The 22652-nt window shown below is 64.1% G+C and carries 18 protein-coding genes and 2 pseudogenes; 11 read left to right on the forward strand and 9 right to left on the reverse strand.

The features are described 5' to 3' along the window. Positions 1 to 29: 29 nt before the first annotated feature. Entirely contained in the window at positions 30 to 803 is a 774-nt protein-coding gene (locus IVA74_RS31545) for an SDR family oxidoreductase (RefSeq protein WP_247350786.1), read from the forward strand. A 1-nt stretch (position 804) separates the two neighbouring features. On the opposite strand, the gene IVA74_RS31550 is transcribed toward IVA74_RS31545, so the two are convergent. The 4 genes and pseudogenes from IVA74_RS31550 to IVA74_RS31565 form a co-directional block, all read right to left on the reverse strand. Further along, on the reverse strand, positions 805 to 1599 hold the full coding sequence (locus IVA74_RS31550) for an IclR family transcriptional regulator (protein WP_247350787.1): 795 nt from the start codon (positions 1597 to 1599) through the stop codon (positions 805 to 807). Positions 1600 to 1618: 19 nt separating this feature from the next. Then, positions 1619 to 3352, reverse strand: a complete 1734-nt coding sequence (locus IVA74_RS31555) for an FAD-dependent oxidoreductase (RefSeq protein ID WP_247350789.1) — start codon at positions 3350 to 3352, stop codon at positions 1619 to 1621. Positions 3353 to 3359: 7 nt separating this feature from the next. Further along, positions 3360 to 4574 carry an ABC transporter substrate-binding protein gene (locus IVA74_RS31560; RefSeq protein WP_247350791.1) on the reverse strand — a complete coding sequence of 405 codons (1215 nt, stop codon included), beginning with the start codon at positions 4572 to 4574 and terminating at the stop codon, positions 3360 to 3362. A 207-nt stretch (positions 4575 to 4781) separates the two neighbouring features. Continuing rightward, positions 4782 to 6231: pseudogene (locus IVA74_RS31565) on the reverse strand (IS66 family transposase). 263 nt (positions 6232 to 6494) lie between these two features. Here IVA74_RS31565 and IVA74_RS31570 point away from each other — a divergent pair. Next, positions 6495 to 7796, forward strand: coding sequence for an MFS transporter (locus tag IVA74_RS31570; protein WP_247350793.1), 1302 nt, complete (start codon positions 6495 to 6497; stop codon positions 7794 to 7796). A gap of 6 nt (positions 7797 to 7802) precedes the next feature. Here IVA74_RS31570 and IVA74_RS31575 read toward each other — a convergent pair whose 3' ends face one another. After that, the gene (locus tag IVA74_RS31575) at positions 7803 to 10079 is read right to left on the reverse strand and encodes a hypothetical protein (RefSeq protein ID WP_247350794.1); all 2277 of its coding nucleotides are present in this window, start codon (positions 10077 to 10079) and stop codon (positions 7803 to 7805) included. Between IVA74_RS31575 and IVA74_RS31580 the strand changes: the two genes are divergently transcribed. The 3 genes from IVA74_RS31580 (at position 9991) to IVA74_RS31590 (ending at position 12128) form a co-directional block, all read left to right on the forward strand. Next, positions 9991 to 10740 carry a fumarylacetoacetate hydrolase family protein gene (locus IVA74_RS31580; RefSeq protein WP_346730990.1) on the forward strand — a complete coding sequence of 250 codons (750 nt, stop codon included), beginning with the start codon at positions 9991 to 9993 and terminating at the stop codon, positions 10738 to 10740. The genes IVA74_RS31575 and IVA74_RS31580 overlap by 89 nt on opposite strands. Before the next feature lie 28 nt (positions 10741 to 10768). Beyond that, on the forward strand, positions 10769 to 11560 hold the full coding sequence (locus IVA74_RS31585; protein WP_247350798.1) for a transporter substrate-binding domain-containing protein: 792 nt from the start codon (positions 10769 to 10771) through the stop codon (positions 11558 to 11560). A gap of 151 nt (positions 11561 to 11711) precedes the next feature. Then, a complete protein-coding gene (locus IVA74_RS31590; RefSeq protein WP_247350800.1) occupies positions 11712 to 12128 on the forward strand; it encodes a hypothetical protein in 417 nt (138 codons plus the stop codon). 7 nt (positions 12129 to 12135) lie between these two features. Here IVA74_RS31590 and IVA74_RS31595 read toward each other — a convergent pair whose 3' ends face one another. From IVA74_RS31595 to IVA74_RS31610, 4 genes and pseudogenes are all read right to left on the reverse strand, one after another. Next, positions 12136 to 12876: an IclR family transcriptional regulator gene (locus IVA74_RS31595; RefSeq protein ID WP_247350802.1), complete on the reverse strand. Its 741-nt coding sequence runs from the start codon at positions 12874 to 12876 to the stop codon at positions 12136 to 12138. 20 nt (positions 12877 to 12896) lie between these two features. Then, the gene (locus IVA74_RS31600) at positions 12897 to 13748 is read right to left on the reverse strand and encodes a CoA ester lyase (protein ID WP_247350804.1); all 852 of its coding nucleotides are present in this window, start codon (positions 13746 to 13748) and stop codon (positions 12897 to 12899) included. Beyond that, a pseudogene (locus IVA74_RS31605) lies at positions 13748 to 14215 on the reverse strand (MaoC family dehydratase); the annotation flags it as partial. The gene IVA74_RS31600 and the pseudogene IVA74_RS31605, both read right to left, overlap by 1 nt. Positions 14216 to 14244: 29 nt before the next feature. Then, positions 14245 to 15447, reverse strand: coding sequence for a CoA transferase (locus IVA74_RS31610; protein ID WP_247350808.1), 1203 nt, complete (start codon positions 15445 to 15447; stop codon positions 14245 to 14247). A 226-nt stretch (positions 15448 to 15673) separates the two neighbouring features. Here IVA74_RS31610 and dctP point away from each other — a divergent pair, with 226 nt between their 5' ends. From dctP to IVA74_RS31640, 6 genes are read left to right on the forward strand one after another with little or no spacing between them, the layout of a single operon-like run. Further along, positions 15674 to 16708: a TRAP transporter substrate-binding protein DctP gene (gene dctP / locus IVA74_RS31615; protein ID WP_247350886.1), complete on the forward strand. Its 1035-nt coding sequence runs from the start codon at positions 15674 to 15676 to the stop codon at positions 16706 to 16708. A gap of 52 nt (positions 16709 to 16760) precedes the next feature. Beyond that, positions 16761 to 17315, forward strand: coding sequence for a TRAP transporter small permease (locus tag IVA74_RS31620; protein WP_247350810.1), 555 nt, complete (start codon positions 16761 to 16763; stop codon positions 17313 to 17315). Between the two features lie 12 nt (positions 17316 to 17327). Beyond that, positions 17328 to 18617 (forward strand): TRAP transporter large permease, encoded by a 1290-nt coding sequence (locus tag IVA74_RS31625; protein WP_247350811.1) that lies wholly within the window; start codon positions 17328 to 17330, stop codon positions 18615 to 18617. A 29-nt stretch (positions 18618 to 18646) separates the two neighbouring features. Further along, a complete protein-coding gene (locus tag IVA74_RS31630; RefSeq protein WP_247350814.1) occupies positions 18647 to 19813 on the forward strand; it encodes an acyl-CoA dehydrogenase family protein in 1167 nt (388 codons plus the stop codon). Positions 19814 to 19845: 32 nt separating this feature from the next. Further along, positions 19846 to 21399, forward strand: coding sequence for an AMP-binding protein (locus tag IVA74_RS31635; protein ID WP_247350816.1), 1554 nt, complete (start codon positions 19846 to 19848; stop codon positions 21397 to 21399). Positions 21400 to 21406: 7 nt separating this feature from the next. Next, entirely contained in the window at positions 21407 to 22645 is a 1239-nt protein-coding gene (locus tag IVA74_RS31640; protein WP_247350817.1) for an acetyl-CoA hydrolase/transferase C-terminal domain-containing protein, read from the forward strand. Positions 22646 to 22652 lie beyond the last annotated feature (7 nt).

Raw genomic sequence — 22652 nt, forward strand, 5'->3', positions numbered from 1 at the left:
GCCTCAAGCAGCTCTTCTGGAGTGGGACCATGAAACTAACCGGCAAGGTCGCCGCCATCACCGGCGCGGCGCGCGGCATCGGCAAGGCTTGCGCGAAACGATTCCTGGACGACGGCGTCAAAGTCGTCATCTCGGATGTCGATGCCGACGGCCTTGCCGCGACGGCTGCTGAACTGGGGCGGCCCCACGCCTTGCGCACCATCGTCGGCAATGTTGCCAGGCGCGCTGACGTCGACCAGCTCGTGGCTACCGCCGTGGAGGAGTTCGGCCGGCTCGACATCATGGTCAACAACGCCGGCGTTGCCCGCAACCAGGACATTCTGGAGATCTCCGAACAGGATTTCGATGACGTCATCGCCATCAACTTGAAGGGTGCGTTCTTCGGGGTGCAGGCGGCGGCCAAGCAGATGATCGCGCAAGGCGGCGGCGGGGTGATCATCAACATGTCTTCGGTCAACGCGCTGCTGGCGATCCCGACGCTCGCGACCTACGCCATCTCCAAGGGCGGCATGAAGCAGCTAACGAGTGTCGCCGCCGTCGCGCTTGCCCCGCACAACATCCGCGTCGTCGCGGTCGGACCGGGTACGATTCTGACCGACATGGTGGCGTCCGCCATCTACACATCCGAAGATGCCCGCAAGACCGTGCTGTCGCGCACGCCGGCGGGCCGCGGCGGCGAGCCGGGCGAGGTGGCTTCCGTCGTGGCGTTCCTGGCGAGCGACGATGCGTCCTACATCACTGGGCAGACCATCTACCCAGACGGCGGCCGGCTGATCCTGAACTATACGGTGCCGGTGAAGTAGATCACTCCGCCGCAACCGTCATCCCGTGGCCCAGCCGTTTCGAAATGCTGCCGGCACAGTCGCGCAAGGCATGGGCGGTCGGGCTGTCCCAGCGCGCATCAAAAGTGCCTTCCGGTCCCATTGCAGTGATGACCAGGACGACATGGCCGGAATGGTCGAACACCGGCGCCGAGAATGCGTTGACGCCGGGCAGGGGATCGCCGAGCGCGCGGGCGAGACCGTGCTTGCGGACCTCTGTGAGCATCTCGGTGATCTTCGCGCCTTTTACCGCGCGCTTCGGATTATATCCGACGCCGTGGCGATCGAGGCCGCTTTCGAGTGCGGCGTTGATTGTCTTCTCCGGCAGGAAGGCCGCAAAGGCCCGCCCTGTAGCGGTCTCCAGCAGCGCCATGACCGAGCCGGCCCGCATCACGATGTGCACGGGCTGGCCAGGCTCTTCGAGCTGCACCACGGTCGGGCCGTGCGTGCCCCAGACCGCCAGCGAGACCGCGTGCCCAATGTGACTTGCGAGCGCCGCGATCTTCGGCCTCGCGATGCGTACGCCGGACAGGCGGCGCAGGCTGATCAGGCCGAGTTCCAGCGCCAGTGCGCCGATCTCGTAGCGGCCAGTGGTCTCGTCCTGCTCGATCAGCCCGATGCGGGAGAAGCTGGCCAGATAAGGATGCGCCTTGGCCGGCGTCATACCGGCCTCGCGCGCGAGATCGCGCAGCATCATCGGCTCACCGCATCTCGCCAGCGCGCGGAGCAATTCTCCGCCGACCTCGATCGACTGGATGCCGCGGCTTTCTCTCTTCATGCGCCTCCTGGCGTGTGGCTTACGCCGCGTCGCGCTTGGTAGCGCGGTCGGCGAGATGACGGCCGGCAATGTAGCCGAAGGTCAGCGCCGGCCCAAGCGTAATGCCGGCACCGGGATAATTGCCGCCCATGATGCTCGCCATGTCGTTGCCGGCGGCATAGAGCCCGGGAATCACCCGTCCCTCCGCATCGAGCGCTCGCGCGTTCTCGTCAGTGACGATGCCGGCATAGGTGCCGAGATCGCCGACCACCATCTTGATCGCGTAGAACGGGCCGTTCTCGATCGGCGCGACGCAGGGGTTGGGGCCGTGCAGCGCATCGCCCTGGTAGCGGTTATAGGCCTTTGATCCCTTGCCGAAGGCCGCGTCATGACCTAGTGGTGCGGTCGCATTGAACTGCTTGACGGTCTCGGTGAACGCGGTGGCATCAATACCCGCTTTTGCCGCAAGCGCCTCCAGCGTCTCGCTGCGCAAGAGATAACCCGTGTTGAGGTGATGACCTGTTGGCATCGGGAACGGCGGCACGCAGCCGAGGCCGTATTTGCGCAGGGTCGGGTGATCGCAGACGAGGTACGCCGCGATCTCCTCGCCGGGCTTCGCCGCCTTGACCATGGCCTGGACGAAGTCGTGATAGGAATTGCCCTCGTTGGCAAAGCGCTTGCCGTCGCGCATCACCGCGATCACGCCGGGTTTTGCGCGGTCGATGAAATGCGGCATCACGCCGTTTGAACCGTCCTTGCGCTTGGTGACCGAGACCGGGACCCAGGCTGCCGCGTTCGGCAGGCGGTCCTCGACACGCCCGCCGGCGCTTTCCGCAAGGCGCAGGCCGTCGCCGGTGTTGCCGGTCGGTCCCGGCGAAAAATGCTCGTTGCCGGTCGGCGCGTGCGGGAACATCTTCTTGCGCCGTTCCACATCGTGCGGGAAACCGCCGCAGGCGAGTACGACGCCTTGTCTGGCACGAATGCGGACATCGCGTCCCTCGCGGGTGACAATGGCGCCGATGACAGTGCCGTTCTCGACCGTCAGCTCACGCACCGGCGAGGACAGCCACATCGGAATCTTCAGGTCTTGCGCGGATTTTGCCAGGCGCCCGGCGAGCGCATTGCCGTTGGTCAGGGTCATGCCGCGGCCGTAGCGCAGCACGTCCATCAAATGGCGCGACAGGCGCTTTGCGACATAGACGGCCGAGGTCAGCGACTTCGTCGCGCGCATGAAATGGACGATGTCCTTGCCGGATCCGAGCATCATGCCGAATACGGTCAGCTCCGGCAGGGGCATGCCGAGGGTCTTGATCTGGTCGCCGAGCTCGCGGCCGTCGAACGGGCGCGCCACCATCGAACGGCCACCCTGGGTGCCTCCGGGCGCCTCGGCGTGGTAGTCCGGGAACACCAGCGGCATGTCGAAACGGAGCGCGGTCTTGCTGGTGAAGAAATCGACCGCCTCGGGACCGGCGCTCAGGAATGCATCGACGCGCGCGGCGTCATAATTGTTGCCGGCTTCGTGCCGCAGATAGGTGCGGGCCTGCTCCGGCGTCTCCTCGATGCCGTAAGCCTTCGCCAGCGACGTGCCGGGAATCCACAACCAACCGCCGGAGCGGGCGGTAGTGCCGCCGAAGCGTGGCTCCTTCTCGACGATCAGGACGTCGAGGCCGCGATAGCGCGCGGTGATCGCGGCCGACATCCCGGAGGCGCCAGATCCGGCCACGAGCACATCGCACTCGTAAGTCTCAATTGCGTTGCGCTCGTTGCCGGTCATGCGGGCCTCACTTCTTGAGCAGCGGACATTTGGACTCGGAGACCGGGCGGAAGGCGTCCTCGCCCTTTACCGTCTTGATGATCTCCAGGTAATCCCACGGTTCCTTGGACTGCTCGGGCGATTTTACCTTGGCAAGATACATGTCGCGAATGACGCGGCCGTCCTCGCGCAAGCGTCCGCCATGAACGAATGTATCCTCGATTGGCAGTTCGCGCATCTTGGCCATCGCCTTTGCGGGGTCATCGGTGCCGGCAGCCTTGATGGCCTTGAGATAATGCAACACCGAGCCATAGACGCCGGTCTGGATCATGGTCGGCATCACCTTGGTGCGCTCGTAGAATTTCCGCGACCATGCGCGGGTCGCCTCGTCCATGTTCCAATACGACGCCGTGGTCATGTAGGTGCCCTGCGCGGATTTGAGGCCGATCGCATGCACGTCGGTGTCGAACATCAAGAGGCCGACCAGCTTCTGGCCGCCCTGGACCAGGCCGAACTCGCCGGACTGCTTGATGGCGTTGTCGGTGTCCTGGCCGGCATTGGCGAAGGCCACCACATCGGCCTTCGAGCTTTGCGCCTGCAGCGCGAAGGAGGAGAAGTCCGCCGTGTTGGTCGGGTGCTTCACGCCGCCCAAAACCTTGCCGCCCATCTCGTTGATGAAGCGCGTGGCGTCCTTCTCGAGCTGTTGGCCAAAGGCGTAGTCCGCGGTGATGAAGTACCAGGATTTTCCGCCTTCCTTGATCACCGCAGAGGCCGTCACCTTGGACAGCGCATAGGTGTCATAGGTGAAGTGCACGGTGTTCGGGCTGCACAGCTCGTCGGTCAGCGAGCTCGCGCCGGGGCCGGAGAGCAGCGCGATCTTGTTGCGCTCGCGCACCATGTTGTGCACGGCGATCGCGATGCCGGAATTGGGGATGTCGACGACGGCATCGACCTTGCCGTTGTCGAACCAACCGCGCACGATCTGCACGCCGACGTCGGTCTTCATCTGATGGTCGGCGCTGATGATCTCGATCGGCTTGCCGAGCACGGTGGGCCCGAATTCCTCCACCGCCATCTTCGCGGCTTCGACCGAGCCAGGCCCGCTGTTGTCGCGGCCCCAGCTCGATAGATCCGTGAGCACGCCGATCCGCACCGCGTCGTCGGAGACTTGCGCGGTCGCGACGGTGGTCATGGCAGCCGAAGACATGGCCGCGAGCATGGCGCAGGCCAAAAACCCTCTCATCGTCATTCCCTCTCTTTTATGGGCCGCTTGGCGCGGCTGGTTGTTCTGGGAGCTAATTAGATAATGACGAACGAATTTGTCAATGACGAATAGCGGTCTTGGGTGGATTCCGCTATCCCGCGGACGGCGCCGCCAAAGTGAGCGCGCAACTGCTCCCACGACCGTCATTGCGAGCGGAGCGGTAACTGCCCAGGTCCGTTTGCTCGGTTAGGCGACGCTGAGTTTGTGGATGAGTTGTGTGGGGCATCGGGACAACGAGCATGTTCCATCCGCGCTTTCGAGCGGTACCGATCAGGGTGCGAAGCGTGGCGAAATTGTCTGCGCCTTGTGAGGTGCGGAAGCCGGCAGAGATCTTCTGCCGCAATTTCATCATCCGAGCATCGCGCTCGGCCTCGTTGTTGGTAAACGGCACCGCCGAGTTGTGCAGGAACAGCAGCACCGCCGCTTTATGTAACTTGAGGCGCAACAGGAGATTATGGCCCGTGCGCCGTCTGATCCGCCCGCGCTTGATGTCGCGAGGCAGCGCGGGTAGCGCCTCGTGCCAGGCGATACCGGCGCGGATAATGCGGTCATAAAGTCGCTCGGCGGCGCGGATTCTGTTGGGACGCAGCGCGCCTGTCTGGTCGGTTGGATGCTCTGACGCCAGATTGACCTCGTGGCACAGGCAGCGGAGCAACCCGCGCATGCGCCGGGCCCAGGCCTCGCCATCGATGTCCACCAGCGCCGTCAACTCGCGCAGGTGATGCGCATTGCACAGCGCATGCGTGACACCGGACATCTGAAAATAGGATGTCCAATGGTCGTGCACAACGATATGCGCCGCTTGCGTCAGCACCTCGCCGCGCCTGGGTGAGACGCGATAATGCACCAGCCCATTGATCCCGGCGGTGCCCGCGACATGCAGCCATTGCGGCGTGGCGCCCACCCAAAACCCGGTCTCATCCAAATGCTTGACCGGTGCCCGGCGGATTTGCTCGCAGACTGCCGCAGCGAAATCCTGCGTCCGGCTGGCAGCCCGGGCGATCATTTGTCCGATCGTGCCGGCCGAGATGGTCACGCCAAACAGATCGGAGAGGATTTGCCCGAGCCGATCTTCAGGCAGAAACTGTCCCGCCGACAGATAGGTCACCACAGCGGCCAACCGGACGCCATATTGCGCCGGCGCCCTTACCTCGGGTGGAAACGATCCTGTCGTGACCGCGCCACAGCCGCTGCATTTGCAACGATAAAGCTGATGCTCCGTGACGAGCAGCGGCGCCGGCGCCGGCAGATCGAACACCTGACGGCTGCCGACAAGTTCCAGCAGTTCACCCTCCAGCGCCATTCGGCAGCGCCCGCATCTAACAGGGCAATGCATGATCGTATGATCGACCCGTTCGGACCGCTTCAAGTGTTTGCCTGCATGGCCGGGCTGGCCGCCGGGCTTCTTCAACCCTCGCTCACGCAGGCTCTGTGTCCGGCGAGAAGCCTGGCCCGGTCCATCGCTCGAAGGCGGCTTGCTGCTATTGGAGCTATCCAGACCAAGCCGACGCTCCAGATCGGCCACACGCACCGTCAGCAATGCGTTCTGCTGCTCCAACATCAGGTTGCGCTCCTGCAACTCCCCAATCAGGGCCAGCAGGGCATCCACAGACAATGAGGAATTTGGCGGCGTCACCCATACCTTGACTCACAAACACATGTGGTCAGTCAAGAGAATACAAACGGCCACCTGGGCTGTTACGCGGAGCGAAGCAATCCAGAATCCTTCCGCGGGGCACTCTGCATTGCTTCGTCGCAAGGGCTCCTCGCAATGACGGGTGTTGAAGCAGCGACGCGCAAAATTTCGCACCGTAATCCCGGGCAAGCCAACACGCCCGCAGGTTGCAACCGCCATTATGATTGGCCATGATGCCGCCCAGGAATTTTGGGGCGCATGGCATGACGGCAGCATCGGGGGTCTCCGCGGCGGCGGAGAAATCGACGACGGCACATGTGGTGTGGGCGAGCGCGCTCGGCACCGCGATCGAGTGGTACGACTTCCTGATCTACGGCACGGCCGCCGCCCTCGTGTTCAACAAGTTGTTCTTCCCGAGCTTCGATCCCTTCGTCGGCACGCTGGCGGCGTTCTCGACCTATGCGGTCGGCTTTGTGGCGCGGCCGATCGGCGGCGCGATCATCGGGCATTATGGCGACCGGCTCGGCCGCAAGAAGATGCTGGTCGCGACCATGATCGCGATGGGGCTCGGCACGTTCCTGATCGGCTGCCTGCCGACCTACAGCCAGATCGGCGTCTGGGCGCCGATCTTCCTTGTCATCTTGCGCTTCATCCAGGGCATCGGGCTCGGTGGCGAGTGGAGCGGCGCGGTGGTCATGGTGGCCGAGCACGCCGGCAATCGCCGCGGTTTCTATGGCAGTCTGGTGCAGATCGGTTTTCCCGTCGGCGTCGCCGCCTCCACCGGCATTTTTGGTCTGATGACGAAACTGCCCGAAGCCGATTTCCTCAGTTGGGGCTGGCGCGTGCCGTTCCTGATCAGCATCCTGCTCGTCGGGGTCGGCTTCATCGTGCGGCTGAAACTCGCGGAGACGCCGCACTTCAAGGAGGTGGTCGAGCGCAACGAGGTGCTGGCACAGCCGGTGATGGAAGTCCTGCGCCGCGACTGGCGCAGTTTCCTGCTCGCGATCGGCATCACCGTCTCTGAAGTCGGGCTCGCTTATCTCCTCACCGTCTTCACCGTGGTCTATGCCACGACGCAGCTCGGCCTGCCGCGGCAGGTGATCCTGGATGCGGTGGTCTATGCCGCGCTGGTCGAGCTCGCGACGCTGCCGCTCGCCGGCTGGCTGTCCGACATCTTCGGCCGCAAGGCACTGTATCTCGCCGGCGGCGTGTTCACGGTGGCGCTGGCGTTTCCGTTGTTCTGGTTCCTCGACACCAGGGAGCCGGCGCTGATCACGCTCGCGCTCGTCGTCACGATGACCCTGACGCATGCGCTGCTGTTCGGGCCGAAGGCCGCCTTCATGCCGGAGCTGTTCCGCACCCAGGTGCGCTACAGCGGTGCGTCGCTGGGCGCCAACGTCGCGGCCGCGCTCAGTGGCGGCTTCTCGCCGCTGATTGCGACGGCACTGCTTGCATGGGCCGGCTCGTACTGGGCGGTGTCAGTCTACATCATCGGGCTCTCGATCATCACGATCATCGCAACGCTGATGGCGCCGGAGACCGCGCGGAGCTCGCTGAGATCCTGAGGGCGGCTAACGGCAGGCAGGATTCGCGACTGCTGGAAATACCAGGAAGGTGATGGTCGCTGGCGCAAGCCGGATCGTGCCCGCCGATGCTGCGCGCGGCTCAAGCCGGGGTAGCTCGTCATCGGCATTCAGCGCGAGCGACTTGCCGTTCAGCTGCACGGTCGCGTCTTGCAGCCGCTTCGCATGCAACGTGTAACGCTCGGCGGGATGTGACAGCGTCAGGGTGGATGATGCATACCGCGACGCGTTGATCGCGAGCACGGACACCGCGCCCCGCATGGCCGGATGGCAATGCGCATGGAGATGGAGATCTGGCGCGGCGACCGAGCTCGTGTCGAGCACGACCGTTCCCATCAGCCGGTGCCAGAGCAGCGCAGCCCAGTAGTTCGGCCGCGGACGGAACGTCCCTTCGTCGAGCAGGCCGTAGTCGCTGGCGGCCAGCGTGTTGTGCATCACGACCTGGACGCCAGCTCTTGCCAGCCGTCCGAGCTGGTCGAGATAGCGGAACGCGTCGAGAAAAGTCTTGTCCCAGCGATTGCCTCCGCAGGCGGCATCCGCGGTCTCCGTCAGCCAGATCGGTTTGCCCGGCTCGAACATGTCGCGCAGCGCGCTGTAGATCGCGAGACTCGCGTCGGTGCGCGCCAGCCATTGCTCCGAAAGCGCCTGCGCCGGATCGTCGCTGCCGCCGCAGCGCGGCGAGAGCGTGTTGTAGTGATGATAGGAGAAGCGATCGAGACCGGGGCCGGATGCGGCGAGCAGGTCGCGCGTGGCGATGCCGGACCCGGATGGCGACGGCGCATCGCCGATTGAACCCGGACCGACGATCAGCGTCTCAGGCGCCGCCCGTTGCATCCATTCGCGAAAAATCCTGAAGTCGCGGCCATAAGCCTTCGCATCATATCGAGGCGGCGCGCCGTTCGTCGCGGCGAGGTTTGGTTCGTTCATGAATTCCACCGCCGCGATGTGGCCGCCCAGCGAACGCGTCGTGTCGATCAGGTGCTCCGCCTGATCGGTCTTCCACGCGCCATCCGCATCGCGGCTGCCCGGACTGATCGCAAAGGAGGTGACAATCTGCGCATCAACCGCGCGGGCGAAGTCGATAACGCCACGCCATGGCGCGCGGCTGAGCACGGTGTTGAAGCCGGCAGGCGGTGCCGCCGGCGCGTCGTCGCCGTCCGCGAAATAGGTTGCATTCGCCCAGGTGCCGCTCACGCGCAGATAGGCCGGCGCCAAGGCGGCGGCGAGCTTGCGGAGACGCCGGTTGGCAAGATCGATTGGCGGCCTGTCGCTGTAGCCATCACGCTGCATCTGATGTTGCGCATAAGGTCTCCAAAAGCGACCGCCGGTCACCTCGACCATCTCGACATTGTAGGATTGAAAGCGCGCGTCGATGATGTCGATCACCTTCATGCGCGACGGTGCGATCGCAGGCTCGCTTGCACTTGCCGCGCGACTTATCGCAGCGACGAGCAATGCGGCGCCGATCACGCGCGCGATGCGCAGGCGGCTGTGTCGCTCCATTGCCGGCCTTGTATACACGTCCTGACGCCTTCTTATGCTGGGCGAGCCATTAACCGCTTTTATGCGGCGAATTTTTACTTCCAATTTTACTTCGCAACATCCCGCCCATAGCCTCGCCCGCAATTGATCAGATCCGCAGCCGGTCAATGGCGATCGGTGCGCAGCAGTCATTGTAGCCAACGAGGGTTGCCATGCTTGACGGGGACGAAGTGACATCCGCTGCCAATCCGGCGGGGGCGAACGACAAATCGACAAAAAAGCTGAGCCGGCGCACGCTGGGGGGCGGCCGCAGTTGCGGGCGCAGCCGCAGGAGTGGACGCGATCCGCGGCTTCCCGACCGATGCGCCAGCGCAGGTTTGCACGCTCCAGCGTATCAATGGCGTAATCGCGATAGAGGCGCTCCTGGTGGGCGGCGGATTGCTCGCCGGTCATCCAGACCAACTGCTCGCGCCGCACCACCTGGCCGCCGGTGTGGACGGCTGGGTGAGGCCCCGCCGCCGCACGCGACCTGTTCTCATCAATTAGAGGACGTGCCAGTCCAGTGTTGCTGGCATACTGAATATTGATTATCAGGTGGGCCGGCGCGCATGATGCGCCCAACGAACATAAAAAGGGAGCACAAAACATGAAAGAGATCTCAGCAACGCGACGAGAGCTGCTCGCAGTTGCCGCGGTGGCAAGTGCTGCTTCAATCGCGGAAGTTGCGCCGGCTGCGGCGCAGGCCGGGCAAAGGCCGATCTTTCCGGTGCCGATGGTCACCATCCCGATCGTCGGCGAGACCAGCGTGTTCCAGGTCCGCCGCATCTACTGCATCGGGCGTAACTATGCGGCGCACGCGATCGAGCGGGGTTCGGATCCGAGCCGCGAGCCGCCGTTCTTCTTCCAGAAACCGACCGACGCGATCCAGAACGTCGCGATCGGCGAGGTCGCGGATCATCCCTATCCGTCGCTGACCAAGAACTATCATCACGAGGTCGAGCTGGTCGCTGCGCTGAAATCCGGCGGCAGCAACATTCCGGCCGAGAAGGCGCTCGATCATGTCTATGGCTACGCGCTCGGCCTCGACATGACCCGGCGCGATCTCCAGAACGGCATGGCCGCGGAGAAGAAGCCCTGGGAGATCGGCAAGAGCTTTGACCACGCTGCGGTGATCGGCCCGATCCATCCGGCCAGCAAGACCGGGCATTTCGAGAAGGGCGCCATTTCACTGGCGATCAACGGGACGGTGAAGCAGAGCTCGGATCTCAGCAAGATGATCTGGAGTGTCGCCGAGCAGATCGCAAAGCTCTCGGAAGCGTTCGAGCTCAAGGCCGGCGACATCATCTATTCCGGCACGCCGGAGAATGTCGGCCCCGTGGTGAAGGGCGACGTGCTGCTGTGCAAGCTCGATGGCTTGCCGGACATGTCGATCAAGATCGCCTGACTGATCCAGCCCGGGTCGGGAGTGCAATATGTTGCGTTATGCCGTAGTCGTCATGTTGGGGTTGGCCTTCGCTGTCACCGGCGCTGTAACGGGGAATGCTGAAGGCGCGAGCGACATCGCGCCGACGGGAGCGTTGCGCGTGGCGGTGGCCGTCGGCCCCGCCGCGTCGGCGTTCTGGACGACGCGTGATCCCGCAGGCGGAAAGCCGCGCGGCGTCACCGTAGAACTCGCCAAGGCTGCCGCCGACAAGTTGCACGTTCCTCTGCATCTGGTCGAATACCAGAGCTCCGACGAGATCGCCGCCGCCAGCAGCAAGGACGTCTGGGATCTCTCCTTCATGCCGGCCGACGTCAAGCGCGAGCAGTTCGTGGATCAGGGCCCAGCTTACGTCGCCTATATGAGCGGCTATCTCATTCGCGCCGGTTCGGACATCCGCGCCGTCGCGGATGTTGATCGTGCGGGAATGCGGGTCGGTTGCATCGAGGGGACCTCGACGTCGCGGACGGTCGAGAAGTCGCTGAAGCAGGCGAAGCTGACGAAGTTCGTGAAGCCGGAACAGGCGGCCGAATTAATCGGCAAGGGGGAGCTGGATGCCCTCGCGATGGGTATGGGGGCGTTGGAAGACCTCTCGCGTAAGCTGCCGGGAACGAAGGTGCTGGACGAGGTGATCCAGTCGACCGGCGTGGTCGTGGTCGTGCCCAAGGGCAAGGCGGTGGCGAAGGCCTGGGCCGCGCATTTCCTGGATGAGGCCAAGTCGGATGGCACGGTGCGCCGCGCGCTCGACGGCAACGGATTTACCAGCGACAAGGTCGCGCCGTAGTTGCCGATCTGCCCTCCGCTGCGACCACAATCTGAAGGCAGAGGCCTTTGAATTGCCGGAGTTCCATCGGCGATTGCCCTGTGTTGGGCAACGAACAAACCTCGTGCAGCCATATTTAAGTATGAGTCACTCCCGCGAGGGAGACGCTCCGATGAACAAAGCTCTGATCACTGCCGTCGTGATGCTGGCTAGCGTGCCTGCAAGCGCCGCCGCGCAGGAGCGCGCTGGTGCTGCGGCGTTGGGAGCCGTGTCAGGCGCCGTCGTGCTGGGTCCGATCGGTGCCGTCGCGGGCGCGGTGGTCGGTTATACCGCCGGACCTGCAATCGCCCGGTCCTGGGGCGTGAGAGGTTCACGCTCGGCGAGACATCGGCAACCGCCGCGTCGCGAGGCGTACCGCGCGGCGGCGACCGGGGGTCCGCCGCGCACACGCGAGTCGATGGATGCCAATGGCCAGATGAGAGCTGCCAGCAATCCGCCGGTTCAAGCCGCGCCTGCGGTGCAGCCTGTTCAAGCTGCTCCTGTGGTGCCCGCGCAGACCACGACGCCGCCGGTTCAAGGATTCGACTGAGGTCAGCTTACGCCGCCGCCTTCGGCCGCAGCCGATCGACGGTCCGCGCGATCAGCGCCGCGACTTCCCCGACCTTCGGCCCGATCCGGAACTCAGGGCCGGCGACGACAACCGAGAGTCTGCGATCGCTGATCGGCAGCGGGATCGCGGCGCCCGCGAGGTCGCGGCTATAGTCGGCGAAGCTCTGGCAGTAACCGCGCGCGATCGAATTGCGCAGCTCGGTCTCGACCGCGTCTATGCTGATCGGCGTTGACGGACCGTACTGCTTGAATTCGATCTTGCGATAGACGGAGTCGCGCTCCTCCGGCGAATATTGCAGAAGCAGGGCGCGGCCGCTGGCGGTGGCGTGAATCGGCACGCGGTGGCCGATGGTCGCGAAATAGCGGATCGCGGCCTGGGACTCGACGACGTCAATGAACACGGCCATCACGCCGGCCGGCGCCACGATGGAGGCGGTCTCGCCGGTCTCGGCCGAGAGGTCGGCGATCAGCGTGTGTGTCCACGGCGGCAGCGGCTCGACCTCGGAGATCATCCGCGCCATCGCCAGCCAGCGCGGCGTCGGGTAGAAGCCGGCCCGCGGCCGCGGTTCGTAGAGATAGCCTTTCTCCGACAGCGTCGCGAGCAGGTTGAAGGTCGACGAGCGCGGCCAGCCGAAATGATCGGCGATCTCGGCAAGCGTCGCCGGTTTCCTCGTTTGCGCGAAGAACTCCATGATCTCCAGGACGTTTGCGGCTTGGCGAACGATCATGGTGAGACTTGCATCCTGATCTAGGGCTGGCCGAGGATTTTCTTCGCGGCGCGAAGATGCGGCTTGTCGATCATCTGGCCGTCGAGACGCAGAGTACCGGAGTTCGGATTGTTCGCGAATGCCGCGATCACCTTCTCTGCCCAATTACGCTCGGCCTCGGTCGGCTCGAACGCCGCGTTGACGACGTCGACATGCTTTGGATGGATCAGCGCCTTCGCCGAAAAACCGTCGCGCCGCGCGGCGCGCGTTTCCTGCTCGAGTCCTGCCAGATTGTCGATGTCGGTATAGACGGTGTCGATCGGCGCGACTTCGGCCGCCGCCGCCGCCATCAGACAGAGATCGCGTGCCAGACGATAAGGGCTGTGGAACACGCCACCTGACGCCTTTTCAGTAGCGCCGAGCGAAGCGGAGAGATCTTCCGCGCCCCACATCAAGCCGGCAAGGCGCGCGGAGCAGCCCTTGTAGCTGCCCAGCCCGAAGATCGAGCCGGCGGTTTCGGTCGCGACGCAGACGATGCGCGTCGTGCCGACCGCGATTCCGGCCGCAGCCTCCAAGGCTTCGAGCCAGGTTGCGACCTGGCGCACGTCGTCGCCGCCTTGCGATTTCGGCAGCACGATGCCGTCGGGTTTGCCTGGCATCACCGCGGCGAGGTCGGCGAGCGTCATGCCGGTGTCGAGCGCGTTGACGCGGACATAGAGCTGATGGGGGCCGCGAGAGCCCTTCAGCATCGCCAGCGTCAACCCGCGCGCTTCCGGCTTCTTGTCGGTGACGACAGAGTCCTCGAGATCGATGATCAACGCGTCGGCGTTGCCTTCGCTGGCCTTCTCGAATTTTCGCGGGGAGTCGCCCGGCACGAACAGCATCGAACGCATCAGGCCGGCCTCTTGTGCATCATCGCCATGCGGCGGCATTTACCGACGATCTCGTCGTTCTGGTTCAAGGCGTGGTGCTCGAACTCGACGATGCCCGCCTTGGGGCGCGATTTGGATTCCCGCAACGAAAGCACCTTTGTCGTCGCCCGCAAAGTGTCGCCATGGAAGACCGGCTTTGGAAAAGTGACGTCGGTCATGCCGAGATTGGCGACGGTGGTGCCCATGGTCGTATCATAGACCGTCATGCCGATCATGATGCCGAGGGTGTAAAGGCTGTTGAAAATGCGCTGGCCGAACTCGGTCTGGGCCGAAAAATGCGCGTCGATGTGCAGCGGCTGCGGGTTGAGCGTCAGCAGGCTGAACATGGTGTTGTCCATCTCCGTGACGGTCCGGCTCAGGGGATGCCTGAACTCCTGGCCCACGGAAAAATCCTCGAAATAGAGTCCGGCCATCGTGGTTTCCTCCCTGTGTCTCGATTTTTGCCGGCGCCCGCTGCTTACGGCGGCGCCGCCAGGTGAACTGCTTCTTGCTCTGCAAGCTGCTCGATTTCGTCCACCGAGAAGCCGGCCTCGGCCAGGATGTCGCGGCCGTGCTGGCCGAGTGTCGGCGCGGGGCCGGCGGGCTCGGGCTGGGTCACGCTCCAGGTCGAGGGCACGCGCATCTGGCGGATGCGGCCTTCCACGGGGTGATCTACAGTCTGGAAGAAGTCGATCGCATTGAGATGCGGATCGTCCAAAATCGTCTCCAGCGTGTGCATCGGCATCACCGGAATGTCGGCGCGCTCCAGCAGCTCGCGCCATTCCGCGGTGGTGCGCGTGACGAAGATGTGGCCGATCTCCTCGTAGATATCGTCAATATGATTCGTGCGCGCAGCGTGGTTGGCAAAACGCGGCTGATCGAGGAAATGCGGTTGCCCGATCGCCTCGAAGAAGCTGCGCCAGTGCTTGTCGTTGTAGATGAGGACGCAGAGATAGCCGTCGCTGGTCTTGTAGGGTTTTCGATAGCGCGAGAGCAGGCGGGCGTAGCCGCCGTGGTCGAGCGGCGGATCGTAGGTCAGTCCGCCCAGATGATCGACCAGCACGAACTCCGTCATGGACTCGAACATCGGCACGTCGATGCGTTGGCCGATGCCGGTGCGCTGCTGGTGCATCAGTCCGCCCATGATGGCATTGACCATCATCAGTCCGACGATGCGGTCGGCGATGGTGACGGGAACGTAACGCGGCGTGCCGTCGCCGGCGGCCGCGAGAAGTGTCGGAATGGTGGCCGCGCCCTGAATGAGATCGTCATAGGCGGGCTTGGCGGCATAGGGGCCGGACTGGCCGTAGCCGAACGCGCCGACATAGACGAGGGAAGGGTTGATCTCGCGAAGCGTCTCGTAGTCGAGGCCGAGCCGCGTCATCGCCTGCGGGCGCACATTATAGACCAGCGCGTTGGCACGCTTCGCCAGTCGCAGCAGTGTGGCGCGCCCTTCCTTCTTCTTGAGGTCGAGGACGATGCTGCGCTTGCCGCGGTTGGCGTTGAGAAACATCCCGCCCATGCCGGGTGTGCGGCCGGGACCGATCTGGCGAACGATGTCGCCCTCGGGGCTCTCGACCTTGATGATTTCAGCGCCCATGTCCGCCAGCACTTGGGTGCCATAGGGGCCCATCAGCACGGAAGTCAGGTCGAGAATAGTGAAGCCGGCGAGCGGTCCCATAGGGCCTCGTTCATTACATTCATATACGTGGAGTTAGAATTCATAAATCTCCGGTGTCAATCCGGAGAACTCTGAGCTAGGCGCATAGACCCATGCACTATTCATACGCTTGACATATAAATTCACCTATATGTATTTTTATCTCAAGCAAGAACTGGAGCGGGGCCAAGTGGTCGGCAGCGAGATGCTGCCGCCGCCGGCATGGGGACGCGTCAAGGAGAACGAGATGAAGAAGGTTTTGCCCTGGGCTGCCGCAGCGCTCGCGCTCTCGCTGCCGGTCTCGACGCGACAGGCGCAGGCGCAGGCGCTGGAGCTGAAGGTCGCCGACTCCTTCCCCGCGGGGCACTATCTCGTCCGCCTGATGCTCAAGCCGTGGATGGACGACGTCACCAAGCGCACCAATGGCGCGGTGACCTTCACCTATTATCCGAACCAGCAGATCGGCAAGGCCGCGGACATGCTGCGGCTCACCCAGTCGGGCGTGGTCGACATCGGCTACATCGGGCCGTCTTATGTCTCCGACAAGATGCCGCTATCGGAAGTTGCACAATTGCCAGGCGCGTTCGAAACCGCCTGCCAGGGTACGCTCGCCTACTGGAAGACCGCGCGCGAAGGCGTTTTGGCCAAGCAGGAATACGCGCCCAACAAGATCAAGCTGCTGTTCGAGGTGGTGCTGCCGCCCTACCAGGTGTGGACCGCCAAGCAAAAGGTCGACACGACCAAGGACATGAGTGGCCTGAAGCTGCGTACCACCGGCGGCGCGCAAGACCTGACCTTGCGCGCGCTCGGCGCGGTGCCGGTGCGCATGGCTGCACCCGATGCCTATGAATCGCTGTCGCGCGGCACAATGGACGGCCTGCTGTTCCCGATGGAGAGCGTCGTTGCCTATGGGCTCGACAAGCTGGTCAAGCACGCAACGGAAGGCGTCAGCTTCGGCAGCTTCATCGTCGCCTATTCGATCAATCAGTCGGTTTGGGACAAGCTTCCGGACGACGTGAAGAAGGCGATGAACGACGCGTCGGAGGCGATCGAGCCTCTGGCCTGCGCCCAGGTCGACAAGGAAACGGAGGCGACCAAGAAGCACCTTCAGGACCAGGGCGTCAGCTTCGAGCCGCTGCCGGAGGCGACGCGCACCGAGATGAAGGACAAGCTGAAGGGCGTCGGCCAGGAATGGGCGGCTGGGCTCGACAGCCGTGGCAAGCAGGCGTCCGCCGCGCTGAAGGAGTTTGAAGGCCTGCTCGCAGCTGGCGGCGCCAAATAAGGCGCGAAGTAAGGCGCGAAGTCATCCGACAGGGAAGAAGGAGACGCGAGAGGTGATCAAGCGGGCGGGATATGTGCTCGGCGTGCTGGAACGCGCGCTGACGGTGATCGCGGTGGTGTTCCTGTTCGTGATCATGCTGCTTGTCGTAACCGACGTGTTCATGCGCTACGCGCTGAACCGTCCGTTCTCCTTCACCTACGATCTGATCGGGCTTTATCTGCTCGCCGGCGTGTTCTTCTTCACGGTCTCGGACGCTCTGCGCGAGCACGCCCATGTCGGCGTCGATATCCTGCTGTCGCGCTTCTCGCCGGCGGGACGGCGGCTCTCGGAGATCATCACCGCGCTTGTGGGCCTGTTCGTCTTCGTCCTGATCTGCAAGGTCGGCCTCGAGCGTGCGGTGGAAAATTACGAGCAGCATGACGTGCTGGCTGGCGCGATTGCCTGGCCGACCTGGATATCGGCGGCGCTGGTGCCGCTCGGCTGCGGCGTGCTGGTGCTGCGATTGCTGCTCCAGCTCGTCGGCAATCTGCTGAGCCTCGTCAGCGGCCGTGACCTCTATCCGCTGCCGCCGGTGACCGGCGTTGGCGAAGCACGATCCTTTGAGTAACGGCAGGCATTCATGACACCCTTCATCGTTCTCGCCCTGCTGTTCGGCCTGCTCGCACTCGGCACGCCCGTCGGCTTCGCGATGGCCTTTTCCGGTTCGGTCGGCCTCGTGATGGTCGGCGGCTGGAGCACACTGTTCGGCATTTTGCAAACCGCGCCGCTCTCGACCGTCTCCTCCTACGAGCTGATCACCATCCCGATGTTCCTGCTGATGGCGGACCTCGTGCTGCTGTCGGGTGTCGCGGACGATCTATTCAAAACGGCCTCGGCCTGGGTCGGCCGCATCCCCGGCGGGCTCGGCATGGCCACCGCGCTGGCCGGCGCCGGTTTTGGCGCGATCTGCGGCACATCGACGGCCTCGGCCGCAACCCTGTCCTCGACCAGCCTGCCGGCGATGATCCGCCAGGGCTATGAGCCGAAGATGGCCGCAGGCGTGGTCGCGATATCAGGCACGCTGTCGATGCTGCTGCCGACCAGCGTCGCACTCGTCATCTTCGGTCTCCTTGCCGAGGTAAATATCGGCAAGCTGCTCGTCAGCGGCATCATCCCCGCGATCCTCGTCACCATCACCATCATGGCCACGATCTACTTCCTGGTCTGGCAGGATCCATCGCGCGCGCCGCCCGCCAAGTCGGTGCCGTGGCGCGAAAAATTCGCGCTGCTGTGGCAGGTCTCGCCAATGGTGGTGCTGTTCTCTATTGTCACAGGCACGATCTATCTCGGCGTCGCCACGCCGACGGAGGCCTCCGCGTTCGGTGCGTTCGGCGCCTTCCTGCTCGCGATCGTCAAGGGCAAGATCACGCCGTCGTCGCTTTACGCGACGCTGCTGCGTGCCTGCCATGGCACCTGCATGATCATCATGATCCTGGTCGGTGCGTCGATCTTTGGCTACTTCTTCACGCTCACCCACGTGACCCAGGACCTCGTCGCCTGGGTCGGCTCGCTGCCGGCCTCGCGCTGGGTCATCATCACGCTGATCCTGTGCGGCTACATCGTGCTCGGATCCTTCATGGACCAGATCGCGATCCTGGTGCTGACCGTGCCGATCGTGCTGCCGCTGATCAAGACGCTCGGCTTCGATCCGATCTGGTTCGGCGTCATCAAGATCGTCACCGCCGAGGTCGGCATGATCACGCCCCCGGTCGGGCTCAACTGTTTCATCGTCGCCCGCTATGCCAAGCGGCCGGTCGCGGAGGTGTTCCACGGTACCTTCCCGCATTTCATTGCGCACCTGATTGTCATTGCGATCCTGGTGGCGTTTCCGTCTATCATCCTCTGGCTGCCCTCGCAGATGGGGCGCTAGAACTAACGAGCCTCCACAAGGAGACCAACATGGATTTCGCGCTCACCGATCAGCAAGAGGCCATCCGCGGCGCCATCGCAAAGATCTGCGAAGGCTTTCCCGATGCGTACTGGCTGAAGAAAGACCATGACGGCGGCTTTCCGCACGACTTCCACAAGGCGCTGGCCGACGCCGGCTGGCTCGGCATCTGCGTGCCGGAAGCCTATGGCGGCTCCGGGCTCGGCATCACCGAAGCCGCGATCATGATGCGCGCGATCGCGGAATCCGGCGCAGGGATGTCCGGCGCATCTGCGGTGCACATCAACGTCTTCGGCCTCAATCCCGTCGTCGTGTTCGGCACTGAGGAGCAGCGCAAGCGCATGCTGCCGCCGATGGTCGAAGGCCGCGAGAAGGCGTGCTTCGCCGTCACCGAGCCCAACACCGGCCTCAACACCACGCAGCTCAAGACCCGCGCCGTCGCCAAGAACGACCGCTACATCGTCAATGGCCAGAAGGTGTGGATCTCGACCGCGCAGGTCGCGCACAAGATCCTGCTGCTGGCGCGCACCACGCCGCTGGAGGAAGTGCGCTCGCCGACGCATGGTCTCAGCCTGTTCTATACGGACTTCGATCGCAACAAGATCAAGGTCCACGAGATCGAGAAGATGGGCCGCAAGATCGTCGATTCCAACGAGCTGTTCTTCGAGGATTTCGAGATTCCGATGGAGGATCGCATCGGCGAAGAAGGCAAAGGCTTCCAGTACATCCTCGAAGGCATGAACCCGGAACGCATCCTGATCGCGGCGGAAGCTGTCGGCCTCGGAAAGCTCGCGCTGTCGCGCGCGACCGAATACGCCAAGACGCGCGTGGTGTTCAACCGGCCTATCGGCAAGAACCAGGGCATCCAGCATCCGCTGGCCATAAACTGGGTCGAGCTCGAAGCGGCGTGGCTGATGGTGATGTCGGCGGCGTGGCAATACGACAAGGGCATGCCCTGCGGCGGCGCCGCCAATGCCGCGAAATACATTGCGGGTGAGGCCGGATACCATGCCTGCGAGCAGGCGGTGATGACCCATGGCGGCTTCGGCTATGCCAAGGAGTTCCACGTCGAGCGGTACTTGCGCGAAGTTCTGATCCCGCGCATCGCGCCGGTCAGCCCGCAGCTTGCGCTCAGTTTTATCGCGGAAAAGGTGCTTGGACTGGCCAAGTCATACTAGGCTTTCCCGCGGACTTTTCGGCAGGGCCGCCAATGAACCTCGCTCACCATCTCCTGCGTGCCGCCAAAGCCGATGCGTCCGCGCCGGCGCTGCTCAAAGGGTTGACGCCGGTTGCCGATTACGGCCGGCTCGCCGCGACGGTGGCGTCGCTGGCGGCATCGCTGCAGCAGCGCTTTGGTTTGGCCAAGGGCGACCGCGTTGCGCTGCTGATGAAGAACGTGCCCGATTACGTCGCCTGTCTCTATGCCTGCTGGCATGCCGGGCTGGTTGCCGTTCCCATCAACGCAAAGCTGCATCCGCGCGAGGTCGCGTTCATTCTCGACAACTCGGGTGCGGCGGTCGTCTTCGTGACCGAGGCCATGGCGAGCGTTGCCTCCGAAGCGTCGGCGCTTGTTGCGGCCAAGCCGCGCATCGTCGAGATCGGCTCGGCCGAGCATCGTGGTCTCGAAAAGACTGACGGCATTGCCATCGCCGATGTCGTGAGCACAGATCCCGCCTGGATCTTCTACACCAGCGGCACCACCGGGCGTCCGAAGGGCGCGGTGTTGAGCCACCGCAATCTGCTTGCGATGGCGCTGAACTATCTCGCCGAGATCAATCCGGTCGCGCCAGGCGAGGCGCTGCTGCACGCCGCACCGATGTCGCACGGTTCAGGCCTCTACATGGTGCCGCACGTGCTCGGCATGGGCGCACAGATCATTCCGGAGAGTGGCCGCTTCGAGCCGGACGAGATCCTTGAGCTGACGGCAAAGCGCGACGGCATCTCCTTCTTTGCCGCGCCGACCATGGTGCGGCGCCTGACCGTCGCGGCTGAAGCAGCTGGCGCGACCGCGCCGGGGCTGAAGACGATCATTTATGGCGGCGGCCCGATGTATGTCGCCGATTGCAAGGCCGCGCTCAACGTGTTCGGGCCAAAGCTTGCGCAGATCTACGGTCAGGGCGAAACGCCGATGACCATCACGTACCTGCCGAAGTCAATGCATGTCGATGCCGGGCATCCGCGTCATGCCGAGCGGCTGGCGTCGGTTGGCATCGCGCAGGGCGTCGTACAGGTACGCACCGTGAATGAGGCGGGCGGCGACGTCGCACCGGGCGAGGTCGGCGAGATCATCGTGCGCGGCGATACTGTCATGTCGGGCTACTGGCAAAATTCCAAGGCGACTGCGAACACACTGCGCGACGGTTGGCTCTATACCGGCGACATGGGGGCCCTCGACACCGACGGCTTCCTCACGCTGAAGGACCGCTCCAAGGACGTCATCATCTCCGGCGGCACCAACATCTATCCGCGCGAGGTCGAGGAGGTCCTGTTGCGGCATGAGGCCGTCGCCGAAGTCTCTGTGATCGGCCGTCCCCATCCGGAATGGGGCGAGGAGGTGGTGGCCGTCGTCGTTCCCGTCGCGAATAGGGCGGTCACGCGGGACGAGCTCGACCAGATGTGCAATGCCTGGATCGCGCACTTCAAGCGGCCGAAGCACTATTATCTCACCGGCGAGCTACCGAAGAACAGCTACGGCAAGATCGTGAAGACGGAATTGCGCACGCTGCTCGGCGAGTCCTCCGCGCGCCTCAAACCGATGGATTGAGGTGGCGATGCTCGAGCCCGCGTCGCCGATCGACTTTTCCGGCCTGGTCCGTGAGGGTGATCTCGTCGTGTGCGGGCAGGCGACTGCGGAGCCGGTCACGCTGACAGAAGTGCTGATGGCACAGGCGGAACATCTTCCACCGTTTCGCATGATGGTCGGACCGGTGTTCTCGGAGACGTTTCCCGCAGGCCCCGCGCCCAACGTGTCGTTCCTGAGCTATGGCGTGATCGGCAATGCCCGGCGGCTCGCTAAGGCCGGACGGCTCGATCTGATTCCGAGCAACTACAGCGCGTTCTGCGCCGACTTCGCCGCGCGCCGCCACAAGGCCGATGTCGTTCTGGTGCAGCTTGCGGAGTCCAAGGGGCGGCTCAGCGCCAGTCTGTCCAACGACTATGTCATCGATGCCGCGCGCGGTGCGCGCCTGGTCATCGCCGAGATCAACCCGGATGCGCCTTTTACGTTCGGAGCGGAGTGGCCTGAGGACGTGACGATCCATGTGCGCGTCCCGGCCCGCTGTGCGCCAGTCGAGCTGGCGTCGCCGCCGCTGGACGATGTTTCGCGGCGCATTGCGGCGCATGCGGCGGGGCTGATCGACGATGGCAGCACGCTGCAGTTCGGCGTCGGTCGAATTCCGGACGCAATTCTCTCCTCGCTCTCGCATGTACGCAATCTCGGAATCCATTCCGGCCTGATCAACGACGCCGTCGTCGATCTGATCGAACGCGGTGCGGTGACGAATGCGGAGAAGGGTTTCGATGCCGGGATCACGGTTACCAACCAGGTGATCGGGACGCAGCGGCTCTATCGCTTCGTGCACGAGAACAACGCTGTTTCGGTGCGGCCGACGTCATACACACACGGCCAGGACGTGCTGGCCCGCATCAACCGGCTGGTCGCGATCAACTCGGCGCTCCAGGTCGGGCTCGATGGCAGCGTCAATTCCGAGACGCTGAATGGCGTTGCGATCGGTGCGATCGGCGGGCAGCTCGATTTCGTGCGCGGCGCCAATGCCTCACCTCGGGGAAGGGCGATCATCGCGCTGCCGGCGACGGCTTCGGATGGCACGAGCCGGATCGTCGCCCATGTCGAGACAGTGACGACCCCCCGCGCCGATGTCGATGCCATCATCACCGAATGGGGCGTTGCCGAGCTGCGCGGCTGCGGCCTTGCCGAGCGTGCGCGCCGGATGATCGCGATCGCGGCGCCCGGGCACCGCGACGCGCTATCGGCGCAGCTTCGTCGATGAAGCGAAG

The organism is Bradyrhizobium sp. 132, assembly GCF_023074185.1.
Classification (GTDB): Bacteria; Pseudomonadota; Alphaproteobacteria; order Rhizobiales; family Xanthobacteraceae; genus Bradyrhizobium.